General features: G+C 71.9%; 21 protein-coding genes. 16 read left to right on the forward strand and 5 right to left on the reverse strand.

The window, feature by feature from the left end; all coding sequences use genetic code 11:
• Position 1 precedes the first annotated feature (1 nt).
• Complete coding sequence (locus O7616_RS17960; protein ID WP_282303057.1) at positions 2–1,423, reverse strand: PLP-dependent aminotransferase family protein; 1,422 nt, start codon at positions 1,421–1,423, stop codon at positions 2–4.
• Positions 1,424–1,926: 503 nt separating this feature from the next.
• On the opposite strand from O7616_RS17960, the gene O7616_RS17965 reads away from it, so the two are divergent.
• From O7616_RS17965 to O7616_RS18035, 15 genes are all read left to right on the forward strand, one after another.
• Positions 1,927–3,315 (forward strand): anthranilate synthase component I family protein, encoded by a 1,389-nt coding sequence (locus tag O7616_RS17965; RefSeq protein WP_348773823.1) that lies wholly within the window; start codon positions 1,927–1,929, stop codon positions 3,313–3,315.
• Entirely contained in the window at positions 3,312–3,920 is a 609-nt protein-coding gene (locus O7616_RS17970) for an aminodeoxychorismate/anthranilate synthase component II (RefSeq protein WP_282260256.1), read from the forward strand. Before O7616_RS17965 ends, O7616_RS17970 begins: the two co-directional genes overlap by 4 nt.
• Positions 3,917–4,627, forward strand: a complete 711-nt coding sequence (locus O7616_RS17975) for an SDR family oxidoreductase (protein WP_282303059.1) — start codon at positions 3,917–3,919, stop codon at positions 4,625–4,627. Before O7616_RS17970 ends, O7616_RS17975 begins: the two co-directional genes overlap by 4 nt.
• A gap of 62 nt (positions 4,628–4,689) precedes the next feature.
• Positions 4,690–6,114 carry a phenylacetate--CoA ligase family protein gene (locus O7616_RS17980; protein WP_282303060.1) on the forward strand — a complete coding sequence of 475 codons (1,425 nt, stop codon included), beginning with the start codon at positions 4,690–4,692 and terminating at the stop codon, positions 6,112–6,114.
• Positions 6,098–6,748 (forward strand): prephenate dehydratase, encoded by a 651-nt coding sequence (locus tag O7616_RS17985; protein ID WP_282303061.1) that lies wholly within the window; start codon positions 6,098–6,100, stop codon positions 6,746–6,748. Before O7616_RS17980 ends, O7616_RS17985 begins: the two co-directional genes overlap by 17 nt.
• A 32-nt stretch (positions 6,749–6,780) precedes the next feature.
• On the forward strand, positions 6,781–8,070 hold the full coding sequence (locus O7616_RS17990; RefSeq protein WP_282260250.1) for an amidohydrolase family protein: 1,290 nt from the start codon (positions 6,781–6,783) through the stop codon (positions 8,068–8,070).
• Positions 8,070–9,350 (forward strand): MFS transporter, encoded by a 1,281-nt coding sequence (locus O7616_RS17995; RefSeq protein WP_282303062.1) that lies wholly within the window; start codon positions 8,070–8,072, stop codon positions 9,348–9,350. Before O7616_RS17990 ends, O7616_RS17995 begins: the two co-directional genes overlap by 1 nt.
• On the forward strand, positions 9,347–10,123 hold the full coding sequence (locus tag O7616_RS18000) for a phenylalanine--tRNA ligase beta subunit-related protein (RefSeq protein ID WP_282303063.1): 777 nt from the start codon (positions 9,347–9,349) through the stop codon (positions 10,121–10,123). The genes O7616_RS17995 and O7616_RS18000 overlap by 4 nt, the downstream gene beginning before the upstream one ends.
• On the forward strand, positions 10,120–11,346 hold the full coding sequence (locus O7616_RS18005; protein ID WP_282303064.1) for an ATP-grasp domain-containing protein: 1,227 nt from the start codon (positions 10,120–10,122) through the stop codon (positions 11,344–11,346). The genes O7616_RS18000 and O7616_RS18005 overlap by 4 nt, the downstream gene beginning before the upstream one ends.
• Complete coding sequence (locus O7616_RS18010; protein WP_282303065.1) at positions 11,343–12,566, forward strand: MFS transporter; 1,224 nt, start codon at positions 11,343–11,345, stop codon at positions 12,564–12,566. Before O7616_RS18005 ends, O7616_RS18010 begins: the two co-directional genes overlap by 4 nt.
• Before the next feature lie 21 nt (positions 12,567–12,587).
• Complete coding sequence (locus O7616_RS18015) at positions 12,588–13,892, forward strand: TrpB-like pyridoxal phosphate-dependent enzyme (protein WP_282303066.1); 1,305 nt, start codon at positions 12,588–12,590, stop codon at positions 13,890–13,892.
• 59 nt (positions 13,893–13,951) lie between these two features.
• Positions 13,952–14,650, forward strand: coding sequence for a flavodoxin family protein (locus O7616_RS18020; protein ID WP_282303068.1), 699 nt, complete (start codon positions 13,952–13,954; stop codon positions 14,648–14,650).
• Positions 14,640–14,987, forward strand: a complete 348-nt coding sequence (locus O7616_RS18025; RefSeq protein ID WP_145783082.1) for a cupin domain-containing protein — start codon at positions 14,640–14,642, stop codon at positions 14,985–14,987. Before O7616_RS18020 ends, O7616_RS18025 begins: the two co-directional genes overlap by 11 nt.
• Positions 14,984–15,352, forward strand: a complete 369-nt coding sequence (locus tag O7616_RS18030) for a chorismate mutase (RefSeq protein ID WP_282303069.1) — start codon at positions 14,984–14,986, stop codon at positions 15,350–15,352. The genes O7616_RS18025 and O7616_RS18030 overlap by 4 nt, the downstream gene beginning before the upstream one ends.
• Positions 15,349–16,806: a UbiD family decarboxylase gene (locus O7616_RS18035; RefSeq protein WP_282303070.1), complete on the forward strand. Its 1,458-nt coding sequence runs from the start codon at positions 15,349–15,351 to the stop codon at positions 16,804–16,806. The genes O7616_RS18030 and O7616_RS18035 overlap by 4 nt, the downstream gene beginning before the upstream one ends.
• On the opposite strand, the gene O7616_RS18040 is transcribed toward O7616_RS18035, so the two are convergent.
• From O7616_RS18040 to O7616_RS18050, 3 genes are all read right to left on the reverse strand, one after another.
• Entirely contained in the window at positions 16,751–18,262 is a 1,512-nt protein-coding gene (locus O7616_RS18040; protein ID WP_282303071.1) for a PLP-dependent aminotransferase family protein, read from the reverse strand. The two genes, O7616_RS18035 and O7616_RS18040, sit on opposite strands and share 56 nt — an antisense overlap.
• Before the next feature lie 72 nt (positions 18,263–18,334).
• Positions 18,335–19,243: a CDP-diacylglycerol diphosphatase gene (locus O7616_RS18045; RefSeq protein WP_282303072.1), complete on the reverse strand. Its 909-nt coding sequence runs from the start codon at positions 19,241–19,243 to the stop codon at positions 18,335–18,337.
• 142 nt (positions 19,244–19,385) lie between these two features.
• The gene (locus O7616_RS18050) at positions 19,386–19,841 is read right to left on the reverse strand and encodes a hypothetical protein (RefSeq protein WP_282260232.1); all 456 of its coding nucleotides are present in this window, start codon (positions 19,839–19,841) and stop codon (positions 19,386–19,388) included.
• A 426-nt stretch (positions 19,842–20,267) separates the two neighbouring features.
• Between O7616_RS18050 and O7616_RS18055 the strand changes: the two genes are divergently transcribed.
• Positions 20,268–23,264 carry a glycoside hydrolase family 95 protein gene (locus O7616_RS18055; protein WP_282303073.1) on the forward strand — a complete coding sequence of 999 codons (2,997 nt, stop codon included), beginning with the start codon at positions 20,268–20,270 and terminating at the stop codon, positions 23,262–23,264.
• Positions 23,265–23,438: 174 nt separating this feature from the next.
• On the opposite strand, the gene O7616_RS18060 is transcribed toward O7616_RS18055, so the two are convergent.
• Positions 23,439–26,897 carry an alpha-glucuronidase family glycosyl hydrolase gene (locus O7616_RS18060; protein WP_282303074.1) on the reverse strand — a complete coding sequence of 1,153 codons (3,459 nt, stop codon included), beginning with the start codon at positions 26,895–26,897 and terminating at the stop codon, positions 23,439–23,441.
• Positions 26,898–26,954: the final 57 nt, after the last annotated feature.

Here is a 26,954-nt window from a genome sequence, read left to right on the forward strand (position 1 = left end):
CCTAGGTTCGCCTCGCCCGGGAGGCCGCCCAGCGGGACGACACCGAGGCGACCGGGGTGTCGGGTGCGGTCCCGGGGCCCGCACGGCCGGTCGTCTCCCGGTACGCCCCGGCGATCCCGGCCAGGCCGCGACTCAGGTCCGCGCCGCGTACCCCGGCGTAGCCGACGACCAGCGCCGGCGGTCGGTCGTCGGCTCGCAGCGCGTAGAAGCGGCCACCGCGGACCAGCACCGAGCGCCGCCGCGCCGCCTGCACCACCGCCTCCTCGTCGCACCGCGCGGGCAGCACCAGGTACGCCTGCAGGCCGTTCTGCCCGCCGAACACTCTGGTGCCGGGCATCTCACGGGCGACGAACTGGTGGACCGCCTGACGGCGCTTCTTGACGTCGGCGGTGATCCGGCGCAGGTGCCGGTCGAAGGCGCCGCTGTCGATCAGTCGGGCCAGGGCGAGTTGTTCCAGGCTGGAGCAGCCGATGTCCCAACCGGCGCGGACCCGCTCGATCGGCGCGGTGAGCGCGGCCGGAGTGGCCAGCCAGCCGAGGCGCAGCGCCGGGGCGAGGACCTTGCTGGCGCTACCGGCGTAGATCACCCGGTCCGGGGCGAGACTCTGCAGTGCCGGCATCCGCTGCGCCGGGGCCACGAAGGCGGCGTCGAAGTCGTCCTCGATGATGTAGCCGTCGACAGCTTCGGCCCAGGCGACGAGTTGCTCCCGGCGGTGGGCACCGAGGGTGGCCCCGGTCGGAAACTGGCTGGCCGGGGTGACGAGCACGGCGCGCACCCCGCTCGCGGCGAGCGCGTCGACCCGGATGCCGTCGGCGTCCACCGGGAGGCCCACCGGGCGCAGGCCCGCGTCGGCGATGAACTCCCACTCGCCCGGGTGGCCCGGGTCCTCCACTCCGACGCTGTGGTGGCCCCGGTCACGCAGTTCCCGGCAGAGCAGTGCGAGCCCCTGCGCGAACCCTGAGGTGATCATGAGGTGTTCCGGTCGGCTGCGGACGCCCCGTACCCGGCCGAGGTAGCCGGCGAGCGTGTGCCGGACGACCGGGAGGCCCGACGGTGGGGCGTACCCCAGCTCGCGGTGACCGGCCGAGGTGACCACCGCGCTGACCGCCCGGATCCAGTCCTGGCGGGGGAAGGTGGAGTCGTGTAGGCCGCCGGTGCGCAGGTCCCACACCGCTGCGCTCGGCGTGCGGTCGTCGGGGGTGAGCGCCGAGCCGGTGTCGGTTCGCGCCGTCGCCGCCACGGAGGTGCCCGAGCCGTGTTGGGAGACGAGGTATCCCTCGGCGCAGAGTTGTTCGTACGCCTCGACGACCACACTGCGGGACACCCCGAGGTCGACGGCGAGCTGCCGGCTCGACGGCAGGCGGGTGCCGGGACGGAGCGTGCCTTCCTCGATCTGTGTGCGGAATGCGTTACGGAGCTGCACTGCCAGCGTTTCACGCGATTGACCATCTATTGACAGACTTAGATTCAGGGACAAGTGGTCCGCTCCGGCGTTGTCGAAGTGGTATGGACAGCGTGATCTGTGCCTGAGGAAAGTGTTGGTCGGACGCGCAACCACCCGGCTGTCGGCGAATCAGGGCGTACGTTCCGAGTATGTCCAATATGCACCTCGGCATCGCCGCCGGCCTCGGCCCAGAGGTGGTCGTGCGAGTCCTTTTGTGCTTGGGGGGAAGAGCCCGACCTGCCGCGTCACACGGTGGGGTCAACGCCAACGGGGGCGCGTGAATCGGGCTGCTCAGAGGGGGTTTCGCAGTGTCCTCATTGTCGGCCAGGACTGCCACGCGGCTCATTGGGTCGCATTCCGTGGCGGCCCGGCGTACGCCACCGACCAACTCAATTCCAATAGAAGTGACATCTGTCACACTGTCGCCAATCAATCCTTTGTCGCTCTACACGGCGCTCGCCGAACGTCGTTCTCCGGACGATGTGTATCTCTTCGAAAGCCTGGACGGCCCGGCTGAGGACCGTCACGCGGCAGCCGTCGGCTGGGATGCCCTCGCCGAGGTGCGGTTCATCGCCGACCGCCTCGAGGTGATCGCCGACGGGCCGCTCGGCGACGCCCTGGCGGCCGTGCTCACCGAGGCCCTGGGCGAGCCGGTCCGACACCATGCCCGGCAACGGGTCTGGTCGGTCGCCGGGCCGCCCGAGGTGTGGGCGGCGATCCGGGCCGTGCAACGGGCGTTCGCGGTGCGGACCAGCGCGCCCGCCGACAGCTTCGCCTTCGGCTTCCTCACCACCCTGGCGTACGAGGCCGCTCGGGACATGGACGAACTCTCCGTCGACCGGGTGGTCGACGACATCCCGCGCTGCACCCTCGTCCTGTTCCGCCACACCGTCTGGTGGGACCTGCGCACCGGCACCGTGCGGCACCTCGCCGCCACCGGCCCGCACCTGCCGGAGGACACCGGGGCCCACCGGCTGCCGGACCTTCTCGCCGGGCTGCCCGACGGCGACCGGGAGGTGCCGGCCGCCCCACCGCCCAGCCTGGTCCGGGACACCGTCGACGAGAAGACCTTCGCCGCCCGCGTGGAGCAGTGCCTGCGGCACATCCAGGTGGGCGACAGCTACCAGATCCAGATCGGCCACCGGATCGACGTGGAGACCGCTCTCACCCCGCTGGAGGTCTACCGGCGGCTGCGCCACCGCAACCCGTCGCCGTACATGTACCTGACGCCCTGGGCCGGGGGGACCGTCATCGGCGCGAGCCCGGAGTTGTTCCTCCGCATCGCCCAGGGCCGGCTGTCGATGCGTCCGATCGCCGGCACCGCGGCCCGCAGCGCCGACCCGGAGACCGACCGCAGACTGGTGGCCGAGCTGGCGGCCAGCGAGAAGGAACGCGCCGAGCACGTCATGCTCGTCGACCTGTGCCGCAACGACATCGGCCGGGTCTGCGTGCCGGGCACGCTCAGCGTCGACGCGATGTTCGACGTCGAGCCGTTCGCGTACGTGCATCACCTGGTCTCCACCGTCTCCGGGCAGCTCGCCGACGACGCCGACGTCTGGGCGGCGATCTGCGCGGCCTTCCCCGCCGGCACCATGACCGGTGCCCCGAAGCTGCGGGCCATGGAGATCATCGACGGGCTGGAGGACGAGCCCCGGGGCGTGTACGCCGGCTCCGTCGGCCTGGTCGACGTACGCGGGTTCGCGGTGCTCGCACTCTGCATCCGCACCGCCGTGCACGACGGCCGCCGCTACCGCACCCAGGCCTCCGCCGGGGTCGTGGCCGACTCCGACCCCGACGCCGAGTGGCGCGAGACGCTGGCCAAGATGAGCGCCACCTTCTGGGCCCTGACCGGTACGGAGCTGCTGCCGTGAAGGTCCTGCTCGTCGACGCGTACGACAGTTTCACCCACATCATCGACCAGTACCTGCGGACCCTCGGCGCGCGGACCGTGGTGGTCCGGTCCCGGTCCCGGACCAGCGACGAGCTGGCCGCCCTGCGGCCGGACGCGGTGGTGCTCGGCCCCGGGCCCGGCCACCCCGCCGAGTCCGGCCACGTGGAGCTGGTGCACACCTTCGCCGGCCACGTCCCACTGCTCGGCGTCTGCCTCGGCCACCAGGCGATCGGCCTGGCCTACGGAGGGTCGGTCGCCGTCGCCCGGCACCTGATGCACGGCAAGACGAGCGTGGTCGGCCACGACGGCCGAGGTGTCTTCGCCGGGGCGCCCGCCCCGCTCACCGTCACCCGCTACCACTCGCTCATCGTCGCGGACCCGACCCCGCCGGCCCTGGAGGTCACCGCGCGGTCCTCCGACGACGGCTACGTGATGGGGGTACGCCATCTGAGCCTTCCGGTGGAGGGGGTGCAGTTCCACCCGGAGAGCGTGCTCACCGAGGACGGGCTGCGGCTGTTCGACAACTTCCTCCGCGCCGCCACGACGCTGCCGGTGGCCGGGTCACGGGCGGCGGGGTCGTCATGACCGACCAGTCGGCCCCCCTCGCCGTGGTCACCGGCGCGGCGGGCGGTATCGGCCGGGCCGTGACGGCCGCCCTGACCGGCTCCGGGCACCGGGTGCTCGGCGTCGACGTCGAGCCGGCCGGCGACCCGGCGGCGTACGCCTCGTTGGTCGCCGACGTGGCCGTGCCGGAGCAGGTGGAGCAGCTCTTCGCGCGCATCCGGGAGCGGTACGGCCAACCGACCGTGCTGATCAACAACGCGGGCGTCTACCACGCGAGGGACTTCCTCGACTACGACCCGAAGACGTACGCGCAGGTGCTCGACGTCAACCTGGGTGCCGCGTTCTTCTGCACCCAGGCGTTCACCCGCGCGCTGATCGCCGCCGGTCGCCCCGGCACGGTGGTCAACATCGCCTCGATCAGCGGACAGTCCGGCAGCCCGGACGCGGCGTACGGGGCGTCGAAGGGCGCGTGCATCGCGCTCACCCGCAGCCTCGGCCGGGCGCTCGCCGCGCACCGCATCCGGGTCAACGCGGTCGCCCCCGGCCTGGTCGAAACCCCGATGGCCGCCCGGATCCCGGTCGAACGTCGCGACGACTACCGGGCCCGGATCCCGGTCGGCCGGTTCGGCTCACCGGCCGAGGTCGCCGCGGCCGTCGCCTGGTTGGCCGGCCCGGAGAGCAGCTACGTCACCGCCTCCGTGATGGACGTCAACGGCGGCCTGCACTGACACGGCGTCTCGGCCCGCCGCGACCGCACGGCAGCCGGCTCATTCCTGGAAAGGATCCGACCATGTGGCTTCCGACCACCGGACCGGCGGCGGACTTCGCCGTCGACTACCTGGCCCTGCACCAGGCCTTCTACGACCGCACCCTCGACCCGGCCGACCTGGAGGCCTGGCGCGAACGGCAACTGCGCACGGTGCTCGACCAGGTGTCCAGCGGCTCACCGTTCTACGCCCGTCACCTGGCCGACGTCGACCTCTCGACGATCACCCCGGCGACCCTCGACCGGCTGCCCTTCACCACGAAGACGCACCTGCGGCAGGAGATGCTCGACGTGCTCAGCCGGCCGCTGACCGACGGGGTCTTCTTCTACGAGACGACCGGCACGACCGGGCGCGCGACGCCGTGCCCCCGCGACGGTCGCGAGGTGGTCGCCAGCAACGCCCACGTCACCGAGTCCTGGGCGTCGATCTTCCGCCACCACTTCGGCGACCACCCGCCCCGGATCGGGCTGATGGGCCCGACCGAGGTGCACTCCTTCGGCGACACCCTCGGTGACGTCGCCCGTAACGTCGGTTCGCTGAACGCGAAGATCTGGCCGTACTCGCCGGTGATCGGGTTCGCCAAGGCGTTGCAGCTGATGAAGGACCTCGAGCTGGAGGTGGTCTGCTGCACGCCGGGCGTGGCGATGATGCTGGCCAAGGCCGCCGAGCACTACGGGTACCGGCTGCGCGAGGACTTCGCCGTCAAGCTTCTCTTCGTCACCGGCGAGATGTGCACCCCGGCGCTGGCCCGCAACCTGGAGTCCGTCTGGGGCGCGGACGTCTACAACATCCTGTACGGCTCGCAGGAGGCGTTCGTCATCGCCACCGCCTGCCGCAACAAGCGGATGCACCTGTCCCAGACCAACTACCTGATCGAGGTCGTCGACCCGGAGACCGGCACGTCGTACGGTCCGCGGGGCAGCGGGGAACTCACCGTCACCATGCTCGTCGACGGGGTGAAGCCGCTGGTCCGCTACCGCACCGGCGACGCGGTGATCATCGAGGCGTCGGACTGCGCCTGCGAGATGCCCGGAGACCTGGTGCAGATCGTCGGCCGCACCCTGGACCGCATCGAGTTGGGCGGTCGACGTCTCACCGCCGGGCAGATCGAGACGGCGGTCCTGACCGGGGTCACCGGTTCGGGCGGCTACCAGGTGGTGATCGACAACGACCCGAGCGCCGGCGGCGACCGGCTGACCGTCCGGCTGGAGTTGCTCAAGGACCTCGTCGACGACCCCGCCGGGGTGGCCGACGGGGTCCGGGAACGGGCCGCCGCCGCACTCGGCGTACCGGTCGAGGTGGAGCTGACCGACGGGCTGGACCCGATCGTCAGCACCGGCGCCTTCGTCAGTTGGAAGGCCGCCCGGATCGTCGACCGGCGGGTCGAGGTGGACCACGAGACCCGGGTGGCGCAACGCATGGCGGGCAACCGTGGCTACACCACCTGAGGCGGCCACCGACGAGTCGGTGCCCGCGCTGCCCGGGCCGCTCGCCGACGCGTACGGGCGGCGGTGGCGCAGCGTGGTGGACCGGTGGGCGAGCCGACCCGGCACCACGCTGGCCACCCTCGGTCCGCCCGGGACGTCCAGCCACCTGACCGCGGCGTTCCTCGCCGAGCGGCACGGGCTGCGCATCGAGCTGTCCGACACCTTCGACGCGGTGCTCGCCGCGCTGGTGGACCGGCGGGTCGACCAGGCCCTCGTGCCGAGCGCCTACCAGGGGCTCACCCGCTTCCACTGGCATCGTGACCTGCGGTTGGATGCCTACTTCGCGCAGGCGACACCGGAGTACGGCATCGCCGCCCAGCCGGACCACGACCCGGACCGGGCCGCCGGTCCGCTCACGGTGGCCGCCCTGTGGGAGGTCCGGCGGATCTTCACCGACCTCGCGCCGCCCGCCCTGCGGGACCGCCGGATGCGGTGGGTCGACGCCGACTCCACCCAACACGCCGCCGAGATCCTCGCCGCCGGCGGCGCCGACCTCGCGGTCACCAACGCGCCCGGGGTGCACCGCCACGCGTTGCGGTGGGTGGCCCGCCGCCCGGGCGCCGAGATCGTGTGGACCCTGTTCGGCCGCCGCTGAGACCAGACACCGAGAGAACCGGAGTGACAGTCGTGTCCCGACGAACGTTGCTGCACCGCGCCACCGTCCAGGAAGGACTGGGGGTGGCCTCCCGACCGCACCACAGTGTGCTGCTCGACGGCGAGCGCATCGTCGCGGTGCTGCCCGAGGCGCAGGCCCCGCTGCACGACCCGGACGTGGACGTGCTCGACCTCGACGGCCGGACGGTCATGCCGGGCATGACGCTCGGCCACACCCACATCGCGTACCTGGACGTGCTCGACGGTCGGGAGATGCTGTTCAAGTACAGCATCCCCGAGGTCACCCTCGGCGCCGCCGCCAACGCCGCCGCCATGCTCCGGCTCGGCTACACCGCCTTCGTCGGCGCCGGCTCGGTGTCCGGCATCGACATGGCGCTGCGCCGGGCGATCGACGCCGGGAAGCTGCCCGGCCCGCGGATCACCCCGTGCAGTCGGGACCTGATGGTGTCCGGCCCGCCGGAGCGCCGCAATCCGGGGGTCAAGCAGCGCATCCCGAGCGACCTGATGCGGCTCGCCGACACCCCGGAAGAGCTGATCGAGTACGTCGACACCGAGGTCGCCCAGGGCGCGGAGATCATCAAGGTCTTCTCCACCGGTGACGACACCTTCCCCAACGGCCGCTCGCACGAGCTGCTGTTCACCGCCGAGGAGTTGGTGATCGCGGCCCGGGCCGCGCACGAGCGGGGCGTCCGGATCCGCGCGCACTCGCGTGGCCTGGGCGGCATCCGCAACGCCATCGCCGCGGGGGTCGACGTGATCGACCACGCCACGTACGCCGACGACGCCGCCCTGGAGGCGATCGCCGAGCGGGGCATCTTCGTGGTGCCGAGCCTGCACCAACCGCACCGCCTGCTCACCGACGGCGTCCGGCACGGCAAGACCCCGGAGTACCTGGAGACGCTGGAGTTCGAGGCCGAGGTCGAGAACACCCTGCGCATCCTTCCGCTGATGGTGCGGATGGGCATCCCGATCGTGGCCGGCGACGACTTCGGGTTCGCCTGGACCCCGCACGGCCGCTACGCCGAGGAGCTGGAGACGTACGTGACGATGGCCGGTATACCCGCGCCGGTGGTGCTGACCTGGGCCACCGCCAACGGAGCGCGGCTGGCCGGTCGGGGCGACGAGGCGGGCACGGTGCAGCCGGGGCGGCTGGCCGACCTGGTGGTCACCGACGGGGACCCGGCCGAGGACATCACCGTGCTGGGCCGACCCGAGTCGATCGAGCTGGTGCTGCTCGGCGGCCGGGTGGTCGCCGGGGACGCCGCCCGGTACCGCGCCGGGCAGCCCGCCGGGGTGGCCTGATGCGTCGGGGCGTACCCGTCGTCGGCCTGCTCGCGGTGGGTGCCTTCGCCATCGGCACCGACACGTTCGTGGTCGCCGGTGTGCTCCCCGAGGTGGCCGACAGCCTGCGGGTGAGCGTCGCCTCGGCCGGCTGGGTGAGCACCGTCTTCGCCCTCGCGTACGCGGTCGCCGCGCCGCTTCTCGGCGCCCTGACCGGCCGGCTGGAACGGCGTACCGTGCTGGTGGTCTCGCTGGTCGGGTTCACCGTGGGCAACGTCGCCTCCGCGCTCGCCCCCGACCTGCCGCTGCTGCTGCCGGCCCGGGTCCTCACGGCGGCCAGCGCCGCGCTCTACATCCCCGCGGCCACCGCGTCGGCGGCCGCCCTGGCCCCACCACAGCGGCGTGCCCGGGCCATGGCGGTGGTGCTCGGCGGCCTCTCCGCGGCCACCGTCGCCGGGGTGCCGTTCGGCACCTGGCTCGCCGCCGACCTCCAGTGGCGGGCCACCTTCTGGCTGCTCGCCGCCGTCGGCGCGGCCTGCGCGGTGGCGGTGACCGTCGGGCTGCCCGCGCTGGCGCTGCCGCCGGGCCCGTCGCTGGCCGTCCGCCTCGCCCCGGCCCGCGACAGCCGCGTCGGCCTGGCGGTGCTCACCACCGCGCTGTTCATGACCGGCGGCTACCTCGCGCTGACCTACGTCGGGGCGCTGCTCGCGCCGGCCACCGACGGCGACGGCACCGTCCTCGCGGTGCTGCTGCTGGTCTTCGGCGTACCGGCGGTCGCCGGGACCGTGCTCGGCGGACGCGCCACCGACCGGTGGGGTGGCGTGCCGGTGTTGCTGGTGTCGGTCGCCGGGCTCGCCCTGGTGTTGGTCACCCTGCCGCTGACCCGGCAGGCGCTGCTGCCCGCCGCGCTGGCCATGGCGGTCTGGGGCGTCTTCGCGATGGCCACCCAGCCGGCCCAGCAGCACCGGCTCTTCACCGTCGCGCCGACCTCCGGTCCGTTGCTGCTCTCGCTCAACTCGTCGGCCACGTTCGTGGGCATCGCGCTCGGCGGATTCCTCGGCAACCGGCTGCTGCGACACGGTGGCGCGGACGCCCTCGACCTGCTCGGGCCGGTCGGCGCAGCACTCTGCGTGCTGGCGCTGGGCACCACGCTGCTCGGCGCGCGGACCCGCTCCGACGGTCGGCCGCCGACCGCCGGATTGGCCTCACCGGATCACCCCGGATTGGCCACACCCGGTGGTCACCCCGCTGCGTACGGTCGGACCGACAATCGGACCCGAACCCTACGAGGATCACGATGACCCAGCTCAGCGACGGTGTGGACACCCTCACCGTGCGCATCGACGACCGGGTGCTGACCGCGGTGCCGGACTACGTGCTCGGCGTGATCGCCGTGCCGGTGGTCGATGTCGCTCCGGCGCCTCCCGCCGTGTCGGCGCTTCTCACCGCCGCCGAGGACGCGCTGCACGCGGTCGGTCTGGACAAGGCGGGCGTGGCCGACCTGCCGGGCATCGCCGCGTGGCGGGAGGCGTACCGGGCGGTGGGGGTGAACCCGAACCGGTTCCCCTGCGCCGCCGAGTCCATCGCCCGCCGGGTCGCCAAGGGTGACCGCCTGCCCCGGATCAACGCCCTGGTCGACCTCTGCAACGCGGTGTCGCTCGGCGCGGCGCTGCCGGTGGCCTCGTGCGCCGTCGACGGCCTCGCCGACCTCGCCGTCCGGCCGGCCGACGGCACCGAGACGTACCTGCCGCTCGGCGCTCCCGACGCCCCCGAGCGGCCCGAGCCGGGCGAGGTCGTCTACGCCGACGCCGACGGGCGGGCCCACTCGCGGCGTTGGAACTGGCGGCAGGGCCACCTGGTCCGCACCGATCTGGGGCGGCACCGGCTGCTGCTCACCGTCGAGTCGGCCCACCCCGGCGGCCGGGCCCAGGTGGTGGACGCGCTCGCCCGGCTCGCCACCGTCCTCGACGAACTGTCCGACAGCACGCGGCAGGAGGCGGTGCTCGACGGCGCGGCGACGAGCGCCGTCCTGCGTACCGCCCCGGTCGGCAGCGACAGTGGGAGCCGCTCGTGAACCGCGCGATCCTGGTGATCTACCGACCCGCGGCCGGTCGGTACGCGGCCCAGTTCCGCAGTGTCGTCGCCGCCGCCGCCGAGCTGGGCGTGGCCACCGTCGCGCTGTTGCCGACCGGGCAGCCGGCCGCCGAAGCCGCCGGACTGCCCTGCTACTTCGCCGACCTCGACGACTCCGAAGCCGTTCGCGCGGTGGTCACCACGATCATCGCCGCGCACCCGGTCGAGCGCGTCTTCCCGCTCTTCGAGGGTGACGTGCTCACCGCCGCGCACTGCCGCCGCGACCACGGCATCCCGGGTCTCGACCCGGAGGAGGCGCTGACCTTCCGGGACAAGAACGTCATGCACCGCCGGGCCGTCGAACTGGGCGTGCCGGTGGCCCGCTCGTGCCGACCCGAGACGATCGGCGCGGTCGCCGAGTTCGCCGCCGAGGTGGGCTGGCCGGTGGTCATCAAGCCGTACGCCGGCTGGGCCTGCGGCGACACGCACCGGGTGGACTCCGCCGAGGACCTGGCCCGGGTGTGGCCGCTGGTCGCCGACGACCGGCACGACTACCGGGTGGAGGAGTACGTCCGGGGCGTCGAGTACCACGTCGACTCGCTGCTGCGCGACGGCGAGGTGGTCTTCGACCAGTTGTCCCGCTACACGTACTCCATCCTGGAGTTCCGCGACGAGCCCGGCGGCACGGTCTCCCGCAAGCACGACCTGACCCCGGCGGAGCGGCGCATCGTGGCCGCCAGCGCCACCGTGCTGCGCGGCTTCGGCATGCGTACCGGCGTGGCGCACGTGGAGTTCTTCCTCCGCGACGACGGCGGGCTGGTCTTCGGCGAGGCGGCCGCCCGGGCGGGTGGCGGCTCGATCGTCCCCGCCATCCAGGCCGGGCGGGGGATCAACCTGGCCGGGGAGTGGTGCCGACTCGAACTGGACCCGGGGCACGTGCCGGCGGCCACCGTCGGCCCGGAGATCGGCACCGAGTACCTGTGCTCCGACCGGTACGGCCGGATCACCGCGATCACCACGGCGGACGAGCTGCGGGCACTCGACTCGGTGCTCGACGCGGACGTGTGGAAGAGCGTCGGCGACGTGCTCGCCGCGCCGACCGCGTCCAACGACGTCCTCGGCTGGTACGTCTGCGAGGGGCGCGACTTCGACGACGTCCGCGCCCGGTTCAAGGTGATCCGGGACGCCTTCCAGGTGGTCACCGAGCCGGTCGGTGACGCGTGAGCTGGCTGGGCCGGTTCCAGGCCCTACCGCGCCCGCTGCGGATGCTGGTCTACGCCTCCTTCATCAACCGGGCCGGCATGTTCGTCTTCCCGCTGTTGGCGGTCTACCTGGTGCAGAGCCGGCACCTCAGCACCGGCGAGGCGGGTGTGCTGATCTCCGTCGGCAGCACCGGCCTGCTCGCCGGCAGCCTGCTCAGCGGCCCGGTGTGCGGTCGCGCCGGCCGACGCGCCGCGTTGGTGTCGAGCCTGCTGCTCAACGCGGTCGGCTACCTGGGTCTCGCCCTGCTCGACGGCCCCACCTGGACGTACGCGGCGCTGCTCTTCGTCGCGCTGGTCGGGATGGGGATGTTCGCCCCGGCGGCGAACACGCTCATCGCCGACCTGACCGAACCCGAGCAGCGGCCGTTCGCGTACACCGTCAGCTACCTCGCCAACAACCTCGGCATGGGGGTCGGCCCCCTGCTCGGCGGGATCGCGGCGGCCTACTCCTACCAGCTGATGTTCGCCGGGAACATCCTGCTCGGCCTGGTCGCTGCGGCCACCATCTGGTTGTTCGTGCCAGCCGACACCCGGCGCGTGCCGGTGCCCTCACCGGTCGCCGGCACCCGTCGGGCCGGGCTGCTGCGCGACCTCGACGTGGCGGTGCTGGTGATCGTCTCGTTCTGTTACGTCGCACCACTGATCGGTCTGGAATACACGCTGCCGCTCGCGGTCACCACCGTCCTGCACTCGTCGGTGGCGGTGGTGGGTGCGGTCTACACCATCAACAGCGTGGTCGTGGTCAGCGCCAGTCTGCTGATCGAGAAGCGGATGAAGGCGTACTCCACGCGTACCCTGCTGGTCGTCGCGGGCCTGCTCTGGTCCACCGGGATGGCCGTGCTGGTGTTCGCGTTCTCGCTGCCCGCCGTGCTGCTGTCCACAGTGGTCTGGACGCTGGGGGAGATCATCGCCTCGGTGGTGGTGCCCACCTACATCGCCGACCACGTCGAGGAGCACCGGGTCAGCGGCTTCATGGCCCTGAACGGTTTCGTGCTCAGCTCCGCCCGCCTGGTCGTGCCGATGGGCCTCGGCTTCGTCTGGCAGACCGGTGGTCACCAGCCCGTCCTCCTCCTGCTCCTGCTGACCCCGGTGGTCGGCATGGTCGCGTTCGCAGTGCTGCGGATGCGACCGGCTGCCCGGTCCGTGCCGTCACCTGCCGAGCCGGCCACCACCAGTTCCTGACACCCACCCCTGGAAGAGGCCATGACCGCGACGAAGTTCGTGCTGCCCGAGAGCGACATCCCGACGACCTGGTACAACGTGGTCCCCGATCTGCCCAAGGGGCTCCCTCCGATGCTGCACCCCGGCACCCGGGAGCCCATCACCCCGGCCGACCTCGAACCGCTCTTCGCCACCGGCATGGTCGAGCAGGAGTTCTCCACCGAGCGGGACATCGACATCCCCGGGCCGGTGCTCGACATCTACCGGCAGTGGCGGCCCAGCCCGCTGGTGCGGGCCCGTCGCCTGGAACAGGCCCTCGGCACGCCGGCCCGGATCTACTTCAAGTACGAGGGGGTCAGCCCGGCCGGCAGCCACAAGCCGAACACCGCCGTCCCGCAGGCGTACTACAGCAAGCAGGACGGTGTGCAGCGGCTGACCACGGAGACCGGCGCCGGCCAGTGGGGCAGTTCGCTGTCGATGGCCTGCTCCTACTTCGGCCTCGACTGCGAGGTCTTCATGGTGCGGGTCAGCTACGACCAGAAGCCGTACCGGCGGGGCCTGATGGAGACGTTCGGGGCGTCGGTCACCGCGAGCCCGAGCGACCGCACCGGGGCGGGCCGGGCGGCGCTCGCCGCCGACCCGGACTCCAGCGGCAGCCTCGGCCTGGCCATCTCCGAGGCGGTGGAGGCGGCGATGAGCAGCGGCGGCAGCGCCAAGTACGCCCTCGGTTCGGTGCTCAACCTGGTGCTGATGCACCAGACCATCATCGGTCAGGAGGCGTTGCTCCAGTTGGCGATGGCCGACGACTACCCGGACATCGTGGTCGGCGCGGCCGGCGGCGGCTCCAACTTCGCCGGGCTGGCCCTGCCGTTCCTGCGCCGCCAGTGGGGCGGCGGCCCGGCGGTGCGGTTCGTCGCCGCCGAGCCCGCCTCCTGCCCGTCGCTGACCCAGGGCAGCTACGACTACGACTTCGGCGACACCGCCGGGCTCACCCCGCTGGCCAAGATGCACACCCTGGGCCACGACTTCCACCCGCCGTCGATCCACGCCGGTGGGCTGCGGTACCACGGCATGGCGCCGATCGTGAGCGCGCTGCGGGAGATCGACCTGATCGAGGCGCGGGCGGTGCCGCAGACCGCCTGCTTCGAGGCCGGTGTGCTGTTCGCCCGCAGTGAGGGGATCGTGCCGGCCCCCGAGTCCACCCACGCGGTGCGGGTGGCGGTGGACGAGGCGATCCAGTGCCGGGAGACGGGCGAGTCGAAGGCGATCGTCTTCTCCCTGTCCGGGCACGGCCACTTCGACATGCAGGCCTACATCGACTACTTCGCCGGGAAGCTGACGGACTGACCTCGCAAGGGGGTGGGCGCGGTGCGGCGCCCACCCCGCGACGAGTACCGGGGGTGAAAGTGCACAGCGAAGCAGGGACCATCCTCGCCATCAACGGATCGGAACGGGTCGGCGGCAACACCGACCACGCCATCGCGTACGCGGGACGACTCATCGCCGAGCGGGGTGCCGTCCTGCGCACCATCCAGTTACGTGAGCACCGGATCTCGCCGTGCAGCCCGTGCGGCGACTGCAACAGCCGCGCCCTGCCCTGCCAGGTGGACGACGACGTCCCCGCCCTGGTGGAGCAGATGACAGCCGCCGACGGGCTGATCTACGCGGCCCCGGTGCACGGCTTCGGCCTGGCCCACCTCATGCAGGTCTTCATCGAGCGCGCAGGCGTCGGCTACCTGCGGTTCGCCCGTCCGCTGGCGGACAAGGTGGGCGGCATCATCGTCACCGGGCGGCGCTACAGCGACTCCTCCGTACACAACCAGATCGTCAACAACCTGCTGCTCAACCGGATGATCCTGGTGGGCAGCGGCTTCCCCGTCCTGCTGCGCAACACCACCGGCACGCCGGGCCTGCACGACGCCGAGGGCGTCGACGCGCTGGAGCGGATGGTGCACCGGATGCTCGACATGGTGCAGCTGCTCAAGCAGCACCAGCGGGTCGACGGCGATCCGGTCCTGCCGCGCCGGGACCGCAACGAACGCGTGCCGCGGCCCCGCCGCAACGATTCCGCCCCGACCAGAGGAGATATCGAGAATGTCCACTGAGCAGGTCGCCGCGCCGGTCGGCATCGACTTCCCGGCCACCGAGTGGGAGAGGTGGGACAAGCCGGGCGCCGAGGGGCGCGTCAAGATCTCGTACGTCGGCGGGCAGCGGCTGCGGCTGCTGGAGTTGCCGCCCGGCTTCGACGAGCACCACTGGTGCCTGCGCGGGCACACCGGCTACGTCCTGCAGGGTGAGTTCACCATCCACTTCCGGGACCGGTCGGTGCCGTGCCGTCCCGGCATGGGCTTCGTGATCCCCGACGACGAGGAGCACCGGTCCCAGGGCAGCGACGCGGAGCCCACCGTCGTCTTCGTGGTCGACCAGGTCCCCCAGCCATGAGCGACCAGCACTGGTTCGCGGCACCGGCCGGCTCCCCGCCGGCCGGCGCCGCCGACGGCCCGGGCCGGATCGCCGAACTGCGGGGCGTCATCGACCACCTCGACCAGCGGATCATCGCCCTGCTGGCCGAGCGCACCCGGGTGGTGCAGGAGCTGACCGCGTACAAGACGGACGAGGCGACGGTCCGGTCACCCGACCGGGTGCGGCAGGTGCTCGACCGGGTGTCCGACCTGGCCGTCGGCAACGGCATGCCGCCGCAGGTGGCGGTCGGCACGTACCGGGCCCTCATCGACGAGCTGACCCGGATGCAGCTCGACATGCTGGCGGCCCGCCGTGCCGCCGCGTCGGCGGGGGAGGAGCGGTGAGCCGGACGCCGGTCGACCTGCGGCACGCCCTGGCCACCCTCGACCCGCTCCCCGGTGAGCTGGTCCGCGTCGCCACCGAGCTGCCGGCCCGCTACGGCGTCTCCGCGCACTACGCCCGCTGGGCCGGTGCGCCCGCCGCCCCGCCCACCGGTGCCGGCCCGGCGGTGCTGTTCGACCGGGTACGCCCCGACCACGGTCCGACCCGAGCGGTGCTGATGGGCCTGTACGGCACCCGTCGGCGCGCGGCCGGCCTGCTCGGGTGCACGCCCGCCGAGCTGCCGCACCGGCTGCTCGACGCGGTGGCCTCGCCCCGCCCGCCGGTGCCCGCGCCCGACCCGGCCCGCTGGCCCCGCGAGGCGCTGCCGGTGGACCTGACCGCACTGCCGGTGCCGGTGCTCACCGACGAGGACGCCGGGCCCTACCTGACCCTCGGCGCGGTGCTCGCCACCGACCCGGACACCGGCGTCCGCAACCTGTCGGTGCACCGGATGTGCGTTCAGGGCCCGGACACGCTCACCATCTGGATGGTGCCCGGCCGGGACCTGGAGCTGGCTCACCAGGCCGCGTTGCGTCGGGGACGCCCGTTGCCGGTGGCCGTCCACCTCGGCCTGTGCCCGGCGGTGCTGCTCTCGTCCTGCTGCCCGACCTCGTTGGTGCCACCCGACCTCGACGAGTTGGCGGTGGCCGGCGCCCTCGCCGGGCAGCCGGTGGAGCTGCTGCCCTGCCGCACGGTGGACGCCGAGTTCATCGCGCACGCCGAGTACGTCATCGAGGGCGAGTTGCTGGCCGACCGGGCGCCGGAGAGCCGACACGGCACTGTCGCCACCCCGGAGTTCCTCGGCTACCAGGGCCGGGCGCACCCCGCTCTGCCGTTGATCCGGGTCACCGCGATCACCGCCCGGGAGAGCCCGATCCTGCAGGCCGTGTCCGGGCCGGGGCACGAGCAGTCGGTGCTGCTCGGCTTCGGGATGGAGGCCGCGGTGCTGGACCTGCTGCGTCGGCGGGGCACGCCGGCGCTGGCGGCGCACTGCCACACGGCCGGTGGCGGTCAGCTCATGGTGGTGCTGCAGTGGCCGGCGAAGCGCGGCCCGGAGGACGACGTCGCGGTACGCGCCGCCGCCGAGGCGGTGCTGGAGCGGTTCCGGATGGCCAAGCTGGTGCTGTGCGTGGACGACGACGTCGACATCGAGTCCGACCAGGACCTGTGGTGGGCGATGGTCACCCGCTTCCAGGCCGATCAGGATCTGCGGGTGTTGCCGGACCGGGAGGGTTTCCCCCTCGACCCGAGCCAGCACACCGGCTACTCGCCGTCGCTCTCGGCCGACGGGCGCACGGCGAAGGCGGTCTTCGACTGCACCGTCCCGTACGCCCAGCGGCCCCGGTTCGCCCGGCCCCGCTTCACCGAGCCGTCGATTCCCGCACCGCGGCGGCCAGCAGTGCCACGCCCTCGGTGATCCGGGCGGTGGGCAGTGCCGCGTACCCGATCAGGAAGGTCGGCTCGGTCGGTGGCCGGCTGACGAAGTATCCCGAGGCCGGGTAGACCCGGACGTTGCGCGCGGCGGCGGCGCGGACGATGGCCGCCTCGTCGGCGTCGGACGCGCCGCCCAGGGTCACCAGCACGTGCAGCCCGGCCGCCGTGCCGGAGATCCGTACGCCCGCGCCGAAGTGTTCGTAGAGCGCCTCCAACAGCCGGGCGCGTCGCTGCCGGTAGAGGCGGTCCATCCGGCCGATGTGCCGGGCGTACGCGCCGGAGGAGATGAATTCGGCGAGTGCCTCCTGGGTCAGCGTCGGGGTCAGCCGATCGGTGATCCACTTGACGCCGAGGAACGGCCGGACGAGGTGGGGCGGCAACACCGCGTACCCGATGCGCAGTGAGGGGAAGAGGGTCTTGCTGAAGCTGCCGACGTAGACCACGTCCGCGTCCTGCGGGTCGGCGGCCAGCGACGGGAGCCGCTCCTCGGCGAACGTGAACTCGTTGTGGTAATCGTCCTCCAGCACGGTGGCGGTGTGTTCGCGGGCCCAGCGCAGCAGCGCTCGTCGCCGCCGCTCGGACATGATGAACCCGGTCGGGAACTGGTGCGACGGGGTCACGTAGATCAGGCGTACCCGGGACGGGTCATGGCCGTGCGCGCGGACCTGGCGGTCGATCTCCTCGACCCGCAGGCCCTCCTCGTCGACAGCGACCGGCACCACGGCGGCCCGGGAGTAACCGAAGATCTGCCGCAGCACGGTGTGGCTCGGGTCCTCGATGACCACCACGTCGTCCGGGCCGACGAGCAGCCGGACCAGGATGTCCATGGCCTGGGTGGCGCCGCTGGTCACCACCGTGTGCTCGCGGTCGGCGTCGAGCGCGCGGCTGCGGCGCAGCAGCGCGCTGATCTGGGTCCGCAGCGACAGGGCGCCCTCGGCCGGGCCGTAGCCCAGCGCCACCGCGTCGGCCCGACTCACCGCCTCGGCGAGCGACTGCCGCCACCGGGTCACCGGGAAGCTGGCCAGCGCCGGGGTGCCGTGCCGGAAGTCGTACGCTCCGTCGGGCCGGTGCATCGGCGCTGGTTCCCAGGGCTTCCACAGCGGGCTGCCCGCGTCGGTGGGGAGCGGGGGCTCGGGCCACAGTGGCGAGCGGGCGGCGCGTCGGGGCGGTGGCGGGGTGTCGGTGGGCGCGCCGCTGACCCGGGTGCCGGACCCACGCCGTGAGGTGAGCACCCCGTTGGCCCGCAGCAGTTCGTATGCCCGGGTCACCACGGTCCGGGAGACCCGGAGTTGGTGGGCCAGTTCACGGCTCGGCGGCACCGGGTCGCCGGGGCGCAGCCGACCGGTGCGCACGGACCCGCTGATCTGGTCGCAGAGCTGTTGTTGCAACGGAACCGCACTGTCGCGGTCCAGTGCGACGAGAAGCTGGGACGAACTCACCTGCGCACGCACCCCCCGGATCGACGCTGGTCCCGAGTCTAGTCGCGGCTCGGTGACCGTCTGTCGATGCCGTCAGGCGTACGCGAGGAGGAAGTCGACGGTGCCGGTGCCGCCGGGCTGCCCGGGGGCGACGGGCAGACCGGGTTCACTGTTCAGGACGTAGAACCCGCCGCTGCCGACCAGGCGGGGCGTGACGGCGAGGATCTGCGCGGCCATGCTCGCCCCGGTGGGGCGTACCACGCTGTCGAGCAGGAGCCGGAAGAGGTTCTCGTTCAGGTTCGCGACGTGCAGGACCCGGTACGAGCGGGGGGCGGGCTGGCCCGTGGCGGTCAGGCCCCAGACGGGTACGACCTGGTTGCGCCAGCGCGACGGGTTGTTGGTGATCGTGCTGTCGTGGTTGTTCAGCTGCGTCTGGATGCCCGAGTGGATCCCGGCCAGGTGGATGTGCAACTGGTCCTGCTGGCGGATCGTCGGGTCGGCCGAGTTGATGCCCAGCCCGATGTGCGGGTAGACGACATGTGCGGGTTGCCCGGGCTGTGCGTTGTTCCACGCCTCCAGCCAGTAGTTCGGGGCGCTGGTGGTCGTGATGAACGGGCACTCGATGCCGCTGATCCGGCAACTGGGGACGAGCAGGAAGTCGTGGTTCGACCCCGACCCGCCGTTGAGGATGACGTAGGTGGCTGTCGTCCGCAGGCACTGCGGGAACGGCGGGCCGGTCTTCGTGCCCTCGCAGACCTGTACCCGGTCCCACAGGTCGTACCTGCCTCCGGTGTCGGCGGGGTAGCCGCACAGTTGGGAGGGCGTGGGGCAGGCGGTGGCGCCGGGGCCGCCGGGTTCCGGTGGGGACGGTGCGGGGGTCTGGCCGCCGTCGGCGTGCCCGCCGTCGGCCAGGGCCCGGTCGGCGCCCATCAGGCCCAGGAGGCCGGTCGCGCCGGCGGTCCCGGAGAGCCGGACGAACTGTCGTCTGGGTATCGCGCCCACCGTGACCTCCGTGATCGCCCTCCAGGGACGAGTCGAGATTAGGGCGAACCGACCGGACGGTGCGGCGGCCGGAGACCGCGTCCCCTGAACGTGTCCGCTGCCGGACCGATGCGCGGTCGAGGGCCCGGCCGGGCCCTCGCGCTCACCGGTCGCGGCAACCCACCTGGTCGCCGATCTCGGTCGGGATGCCGAACGGGCTGCATTCGATCGCGCTGCCTTCGCCCAGCTTCTTCCACCTGCCGTCGTCGTACTCGAAGACCAGGACGCCGTCGCCCTGCATGCTCGGGTCGACGGCGAGCACCCCGGCCGTCGCCCACCGGCGGGCACAGTTGATCTGGTCCGGGTCGATCCGGTGGCTGTCGCCGAGCCCCGACACCCGTTGGAGGGTGGCCGCGCTGACCGGACAGGCGGCCCGGGTGGCGTCGGGTGCCGCGGGTGTCGTGCGGGTCGGCGAGGTGTGCGGGGAGGCGGACGTGGAGCCGGGTGCGGGCGACGTGGTGCCTGCTCCGGCCTCGGGCTCGGACGAGGGGGTCGTGCAGGCTGCGAGGCCCGCCAGTACGGCGACGGGCACGAGGGCGCGTAGCGGTGTCGAGGTCATCGGGTCCTCCGGTCCGACCTGGAAGGTGTCTCCCGCTAGACGCCCGGGGCCCCGTCGGGGTTGCGGCCGGCCGCGAGACCGGAATCGGCGATGGACGGTACATCCGATGTATGGGGAGCTGCCTGATCGCTCCACCGTGCCCGGTCGGTGGTTCGTCGGTTCCGGGCGGCGTCGGGTCGAGGGCGCGCTCCCGCCGATGATGCGCCACGGAATGGGCGCGAAGGTGAATTCCCATCATCTATCGACCATTGCCGATTCCGTTGCGTCGGAGTAACCTTCGCGAAACACATCAGATGTCTGGCTGTCTCCGGGGCTGATCTCGGCCGGTCAACGCGGTCGCGGTCGATGCCGGCGAGCGGATCCCGACGACGGCTCTCATGGTTGTCCCGCTTCGGGTGGCCGGACCGGTCACCGTTTGGAGGATCGATGTCCGACCTGACTCGACGGCAAGCCATCAAGATCGGCGCAGCCGGTGCGGGCGGCGCTCTCCTGCCGCTGCCCTGGACCGCCGCGGCCCGCGCGGACGCGGTGGCCCCGCCGCAGGTGCTGGCCGCCGGGGACCTCGCCCTCTGGTACGACGAGGGGGCCGGCACCGACTGGCTCCGGGCGCTGCCGATCGGCAACGGCCGACTCGGCGCCATGGTCTTCGGCAACGTCGACACGGAACGGCTCCAACTCAACGAGGACACCGTCTGGGCCGGCGGGCCTCACGACCCCAGCAACCCCCGGGGCGCGGGAGCGCTGGCGGAGATCCGTCGCCTGGTCAACGCCAACCAGTGGACCCAGGCCCAGGATCTGATCAACCAGACCATGATGGGTAACCCCGGCGGGCAGTTGGCCTACCAGACCGTCGGCAACCTCCGGCTCGCCTTCGGGTCCGCCAGCGGCGCGTCACAGTACGACCGGACGCTGGACCTCACCACCGCCACCGTCACGACGTCGTACGTGCTGAACGGCGTCCGTCACCAGCGGGAGGTGTTCGCCAGCGCGCCGGACCAGGTCATCGCGATGCGTCTGACCGCCGACCGGAGCAACTCGATCAGCTTCACCGCCACCTTCGACAGCCCGCAGCGGACGTCGGTGTCCAGCCCGGACGGTGCCACGATCGGCCTGGACGGCGTCTCCGGAAACCAGGAGGGCGTCACCGGCCAGGTCCGCTTCCTCGCCCTGGCCAATGCCACCGTCACCGGCGGCAGCGTGTCCAGCTCCGGCGGGACCCTGCGGGTCACCAACGCCACGAGTGTGGTCCTGCTCATCTCCATCGGCTCCAGCTACGTCAACTACCGCAACGTCGGCGGCGACTACGGGGGCATCGCACGGCAGCGCCTCAGCGCCGCGCGGGCCACCAGCTTCGATACGCTGCGCAGCAGGCACGTGGCCGACTACCAGGCGCTCTTCAACCGGGTCACCCTGGACCTAGGCCGCACCTCCGCCGCCAACCAGACGACCGACGTGCGGATCGCCCAGCACAACAGCGTCAACGACCCGCAGTTCTCCGCGCTGTTGTTCCAGTTCGGCCGGTACCTGCTGATCTCGTCCTCGCGGCCGGGCACCCAGCCGGCCAACCTGCAGGGCATCTGGAACGACTCGCTGACCCCCTCGTGGGACTCGAAGTACACGATCAACGCGAACCTGCCGATGAACTACTGGCCGGCCAACACGACGAACCTGGCCGAGTGCCACAACCCGGTGTTCGACATGGTCCGGGAGCTCTCCGTCGCCGGTGCGCGTACCGCTCAGGTGCAGTACGGCGCGGGCGGCTGGGTCACCCACCACAACACCGACGCGTGGCGGGCCACCGCCGTGGTGGACGGCGCGTTCTGGGGGATGTGGCAGACCGGTGGCGCGTGGCTCTCGGTGTTGATCTGGGACCACTACCTGTTCAACGGCGACATCGAGTTCCTGCGGACGAACTACCCGGCCATGAAGGGCGCCGCGCAGTTCTTCCTGGACACGCTGGTGACCGAGCCGACCCTCGGCTACCTGGTCACCAACCCGTCCAACTCACCGGAGCTCAGCCACCACTCGAACGCCAGCGTGTGCGCCGGCCCCACCATGGACAACCAGATCCTGCGCGACCTCTTCGACGGCGTCGCCCGCGCCAGCGAGATTCTGAACGTGGACAGCACCTTCCGGGCCCAGGTCCGGGCCACCCGGGACCGGCTCCCCCCGATGAAGATCGGTGCGCGCGGCAACATCATGGAATGGCTCTACGACTGGGTGGAGACCGAGCCCAACCACCGGCACATCTCCCACCTCTACGGGCTGGCCCCCAGCAACCAGATCACCAAGCGCGGCACCCCGCAGCTGTTCGAGGCGGCGCGCCGGACCCTGGCGTTGCGCGGCGACGACGGGACGGGCTGGTCGCTGGCCTGGAAAATCAACTTCTGGGCTCGGATGGAGGAGGGCAAGCGGGCCCACGACCTGATCCGCTACCTCGCCACCACCGCCCGGCTCGCGCCCAACATGTTCGACCTGCACCCGCCGTTCCAGATCGACGGCAACTTCGGCGCGACGGCGGGCATCGCCGAGATGCTGCTGCAGAGCCACGCCGGTGAGCTGCACATCCTGCCCGCGCTTCCACCGGCGTGGCCGGCCGGGAAGGTGACCGGCCTGCGGGGTCGCGGCGGGCACACGGTCAGCATCACCTGGAGCAACGGTCAGGCCACCGAGGTACTCGTCCGACCGGACCGCGCCGGCACGGTCCGCCTGCGCGCCCGCATCCTCACCGGCACCGTCACGGTCGTCGACACCGCCGACGGTTCGGCGCCCCGGGTCACCCGGATCGAGTCCGACCTGGTCGAGGTCACCGTCCAGGCGGGGCGCACCTACCGGGTCACCAGCACGGGCGTCGCCACCCCGACGCTGGAGCAGAGCTTCACCAACGCCGGCATCACCAACGACAGCAACACCAACGTCGGCAACTTCGACGGCAACGGGGCAAGCCTCTCCGCTCAGGCCCTGGCGTCGGCCGGAGCCAGCCCGGGCGCCACGATCAGCCGCAACGGGGTGACCTTCCGCTGGCCCAACGTCAGCCCCGGCACCGCCGACAACGCCGTCGCCTCCGGCCAGACCATCGGCATCAGCGGCACCGGCAGCACGCTCGGCTTCCTGCTGACCGGCACCTACGGCGCGGTGTCCGGAACAGGAACCGTGGTGTACGCCGACGGCACCCGCCAGACGTTCACGCTGAGCTCGCCCGACTGGTACGGCGGCCCGCACTCCGGTGGCACCGCCGCCATCGTGTCCGCGTACCAGAACCGGCCCAACAACGCCCGGCAGGCCACGGCCGCCTGCATCTACTACGTGGGTGTGTCGTTGCAGAGCAAGGCCGTGGCCCAGGTCGTCCTGCCCAACATCAGCGCGCGGCCGGCGGCCAACGTGCCGACCATGCACGTCTTCGCCATCGCGATCGGCGGCTGACGGCGACGATTCCTGCTTGGGGGAGCACGACCGGGCCCGTCCCACCTGGGGACGGGCCCGGTCGTGTTTGGCGTTCGGCGGTGACCGCCGGTCACCTTCCTCCGCTCATCAGCACATCGACGTGCCGGGCCAGCCGGAGCGCACCCTGGAGTTGGGCATACTCGGCCTGTTCGTCTAGCGGATGCGCTCCCCGCGGCTCTCGATCCGGAAGTGGTCGACGGCGACGTCGAGGTCGGTGGAGGCGCCGCCCCGGTTGAAGGCCAGCACCCCGGCCTTCGTCGGCTCGGCGTTCAGCGTCTGGGAGCCGATGTAGCGGTAGACGCTTCCGTCGGTGGAGTAGTAGGCCCGGTACCGGTCCCCGGTCTTGGTCAGCCGCAGCCAGATGGTCCCGTCGGCCCCGACGATGCGCTGGGCGTCCGCCCCGGTGATCTCCACCGTCGATGTGACGCCGCTCTGTTCGCGCAGGAAGACGACCCGGGCCTTGTGGACAGGTGCGTTGGCGTTGGCCATCTCCCAGGCGAGCTTGACGTAGTTGTCGTCGTTCACGTACGCGAGGACACCGCCCTGCTCGTTGTTGGCGGCGAGTGGCCGGGAGAAGACGATCCGGGAGTCGGCCGTCCAGTCTCCGTCGACGTCCTGGAGCGCCAGGTTCCGCGCGGTGTTGGCGGTGCCCTGCAGGTCGCCCTGCTGGGCGGTGATGACGAGTGACCCGTCGGCCAGACGCCACCTGCTGTCGTCCGGCCGGACCCACTGCCACTGCGGGCCGAGCGAGGTCGAGTCGAACTCGTCGCTGCCGGTGAGGGTGGTGTTCAGGTCGACCACGTAGACCGACGACGCGCCGCCGTTGGTGACGGTGACCCGAGCCTGCCCGGTGGCGCTGTCAGCCTGCTCGACCACCACCGAGGCGGCGGGGTCGGCGGCACGCGCCGCGACGGTCGGCACGGTCGTGGTGCCGGCCGGCGTGAGGACGTTGTAGTGCCGCACCGCCGGGGAGAAGGACGCCAGGGGCTCGTCGTCGACGCGCAGGCTCGCGAGCGTCGTGTCGGGCACCAGGTTGAAGACGTAGTTCTTCACCAGCGGCCCGAAGAAGCCCTTGGTGGCGACCTTGACGACCGCCTGACCGGGTACGTCGGCCGCCTGCGAGACGATCTCGTAGCGGGCCTTCCGGTCGGCGGTCCGCACCTTCGTGATGGTCGGCGACGCCCCGGCCGGCACCGGGATGGTGTATGCGTTGTCCGACAGGTTGAAGCCGCCGAACTCCTTCCCACCCACCACGATCGTCGCGGACAGCGGTGCGTCGTCCACCGGGATGTCCCGCCCGCTGAACTCCCTCCAGTAGTTCACCGACGTGTCCCGCCAGTCGGCGGCGTCCGCCTCGTGGACGGCCAGCTTGGCGCGTACCTCCGTGAACCGGCGTGCGTCGATGTCGGGCTGGAGCGTCTCCCAGGTCTCCCGCATCCAGGTCACGTACTGCACGCCCATCTGGTAGCGGTAGACCAGCTCGTCCCAGAAGGTCCGACCGTTGTCCATCCGATGGCCCCAGGGCACGTGGTGGAACCACATCAGCAGGTTCTCCGGCACCGACTCGATGTCGCCGTAGCGTTGCTGCAACCGCGGGAAGTACTGGGCGGCCAGGTTGCTGCCGGTGGGGGAGCGGTCGAAGCCCAGCCCGACGCTGTCGGCCTTGTTGTAGTAGATCGGGCTCCAGTCGTCGCGGCCCGCCCAGTCGGCGGGGTCGGGGCGGTAGTGGGCGCCCTCGGCGAACTGGTGGCCGATGCCCAGCGGCGTCTGGTAGCTGACCAGCGACTCCCAGGAACCCATCATCATCGCCCGGATGGTGTCGACGACCCGGCGGTCGTTGCTCCAGGTCATCCGGACCCAGTCCGTGGCGATGTCCGCCGAGTCGAGTGTCCAGTCCCACGCCTGGCGGCCGAAGGCGAAGAGGTTCGCCTGGGAGAAGTGGTGCCCGGTCAGGTTGTCGGCGTTGCCGAGGTTGGCGACCCCGACGATGGCGGTGTCCGAGTGGTGCTGGGCGGTCCCGTCGACGACGTCGCCGACCAGGCGCTCGCGCAGCAGTTTCCCGTTGGCGTCGGTGGCGTACGTGTCGGTCTTGAGGATCTCCTCGTACATCGGACCGAGGTAGGCCAGCATCCAGTTCTGGCCCGTGTACTCCTGCGTGATCTGGAGTTCCAGGGCCTGGTTGGTGTTCTCCATCCGGCCGAACATCGGGTGGATGGGTTCCCGGGCCTGGAAGTCCAGTGGCCCGTTCTTGGTCTGGAGGAACACGTTGTCGGCGAAGCGCCCCCGGCTGCCGTCCGGCTGGACCTCGTCGTCGATCGGCCCGAACTCCAGGTAGGCCCGCTTGAGCCGGTCGTTGTCGACCTCGGCGTTGTAGACGAACGTCCGCCAGTGCACCGTCATCCCGAGCGGTGCCACCGCGGCGGCGATGGCGTTCGCGCCGTCACCGTGGTCGTACCCGAAATCCTGTGGCCCCGGCTGGCCCTCCGAGTTGGCCTTCACGGTGAGGCCCATGAAGTCCGGGATGGCGGCCTGGATCTGCCGGGCCCGGCGGTTCCACCAGCCCCGGAAGTCGGTGCCGTACGGGTCGAGCTGGCTGTTGGTCAGCGTGTCCGGCGCGAACCGGCTGTCGGTGGGCGCGGTGTAGCGGATCGACAGGCCCAACGTGACGCCGTACGGGCGCAGCGCGTCGGCGAGGGCCGCCTCCTGCGCGATCCGGGCGCTGGTCAGGTACGCGTTGTCGGCGTTGACGTTGTTGATGGTGATGCCGTTGATGCCCAGGGACGCCAGCGCGCGTGCCACCACGATGTAGCGGTCCAGGATGACGGGCAGGTTCCGGCCGGCGCTCGCCCCGGTCGCCGCGAAGTTGAAGATCGCCCCGCTCTCGCCGTTCAGTCCGCCCAGGCCGGAGGCGTTGTTGCCGGCGTAGAGGCGCTCGGTCTCCCAGTTGTTCAGCAGCCGGTGTTTGATCTTCGGTGACTCGGCGACGCGGAGGCGGTCGATGGGCTTCTGCGTCTGCAGCAGCCGCAGGAACGCGTACGTGCCGTACAGCGCGCCGAGGTCGGTGTTGCCGGCGATGACGGTGAACCGCGCCTTCCCGCTCGTCACCGAGCGGACGAGGTAACCCTCGTCACCGACCCTGGCCAGGTCCCGCGCTGCGACGGCACGGCTCACCACCGGCGAACTCGTGGGCGTGCCGACGACCACGGCACCGTCCGGAACGCGGTGACCGTCGGCGGTCGTCACGGGAGTCGGTCGGCCGAGCAGCCCGCCCAGCCCGCGTACCAGCTCGTCCCGGGCCGCGCCCAGCGTGGTCTCGGCCAACTTCTCGGCGGACCCGGGGGCCATGGCGAGGTCCGGCGTGTGCCGGTGGACCTTCGTGGCGTCGGCGTTCTCGACCACGATGCCGGTGACCGTCCGGCGGTAGTCGCGCAGCAGCTTCGGGTCGCTCACCGGCACGTACCGCAGCCACAGGTCGGAGCCGCTGTAGTCGTCAGGTGACGGGGCCGCGGCAACGGGCGTCGTGGCGACCGTCAGGGTGGCCGCGACCGTGGCGAGCACCGTTCCCAGCACGATGAGGGTTCGCCGTAGCCTGGGCGTCGAGCCTCGGATCATCGCCGTCTCCTCGTTCGTCCGCTCGGGAAGTCGTGCGTTCCGGCGCGCACGACATTC

It is taken from the genome of Micromonospora sp. WMMD964, from assembly GCF_029581455.1.
Lineage (GTDB): Bacteria > Actinomycetota > Actinomycetes > Mycobacteriales > Micromonosporaceae > Micromonospora.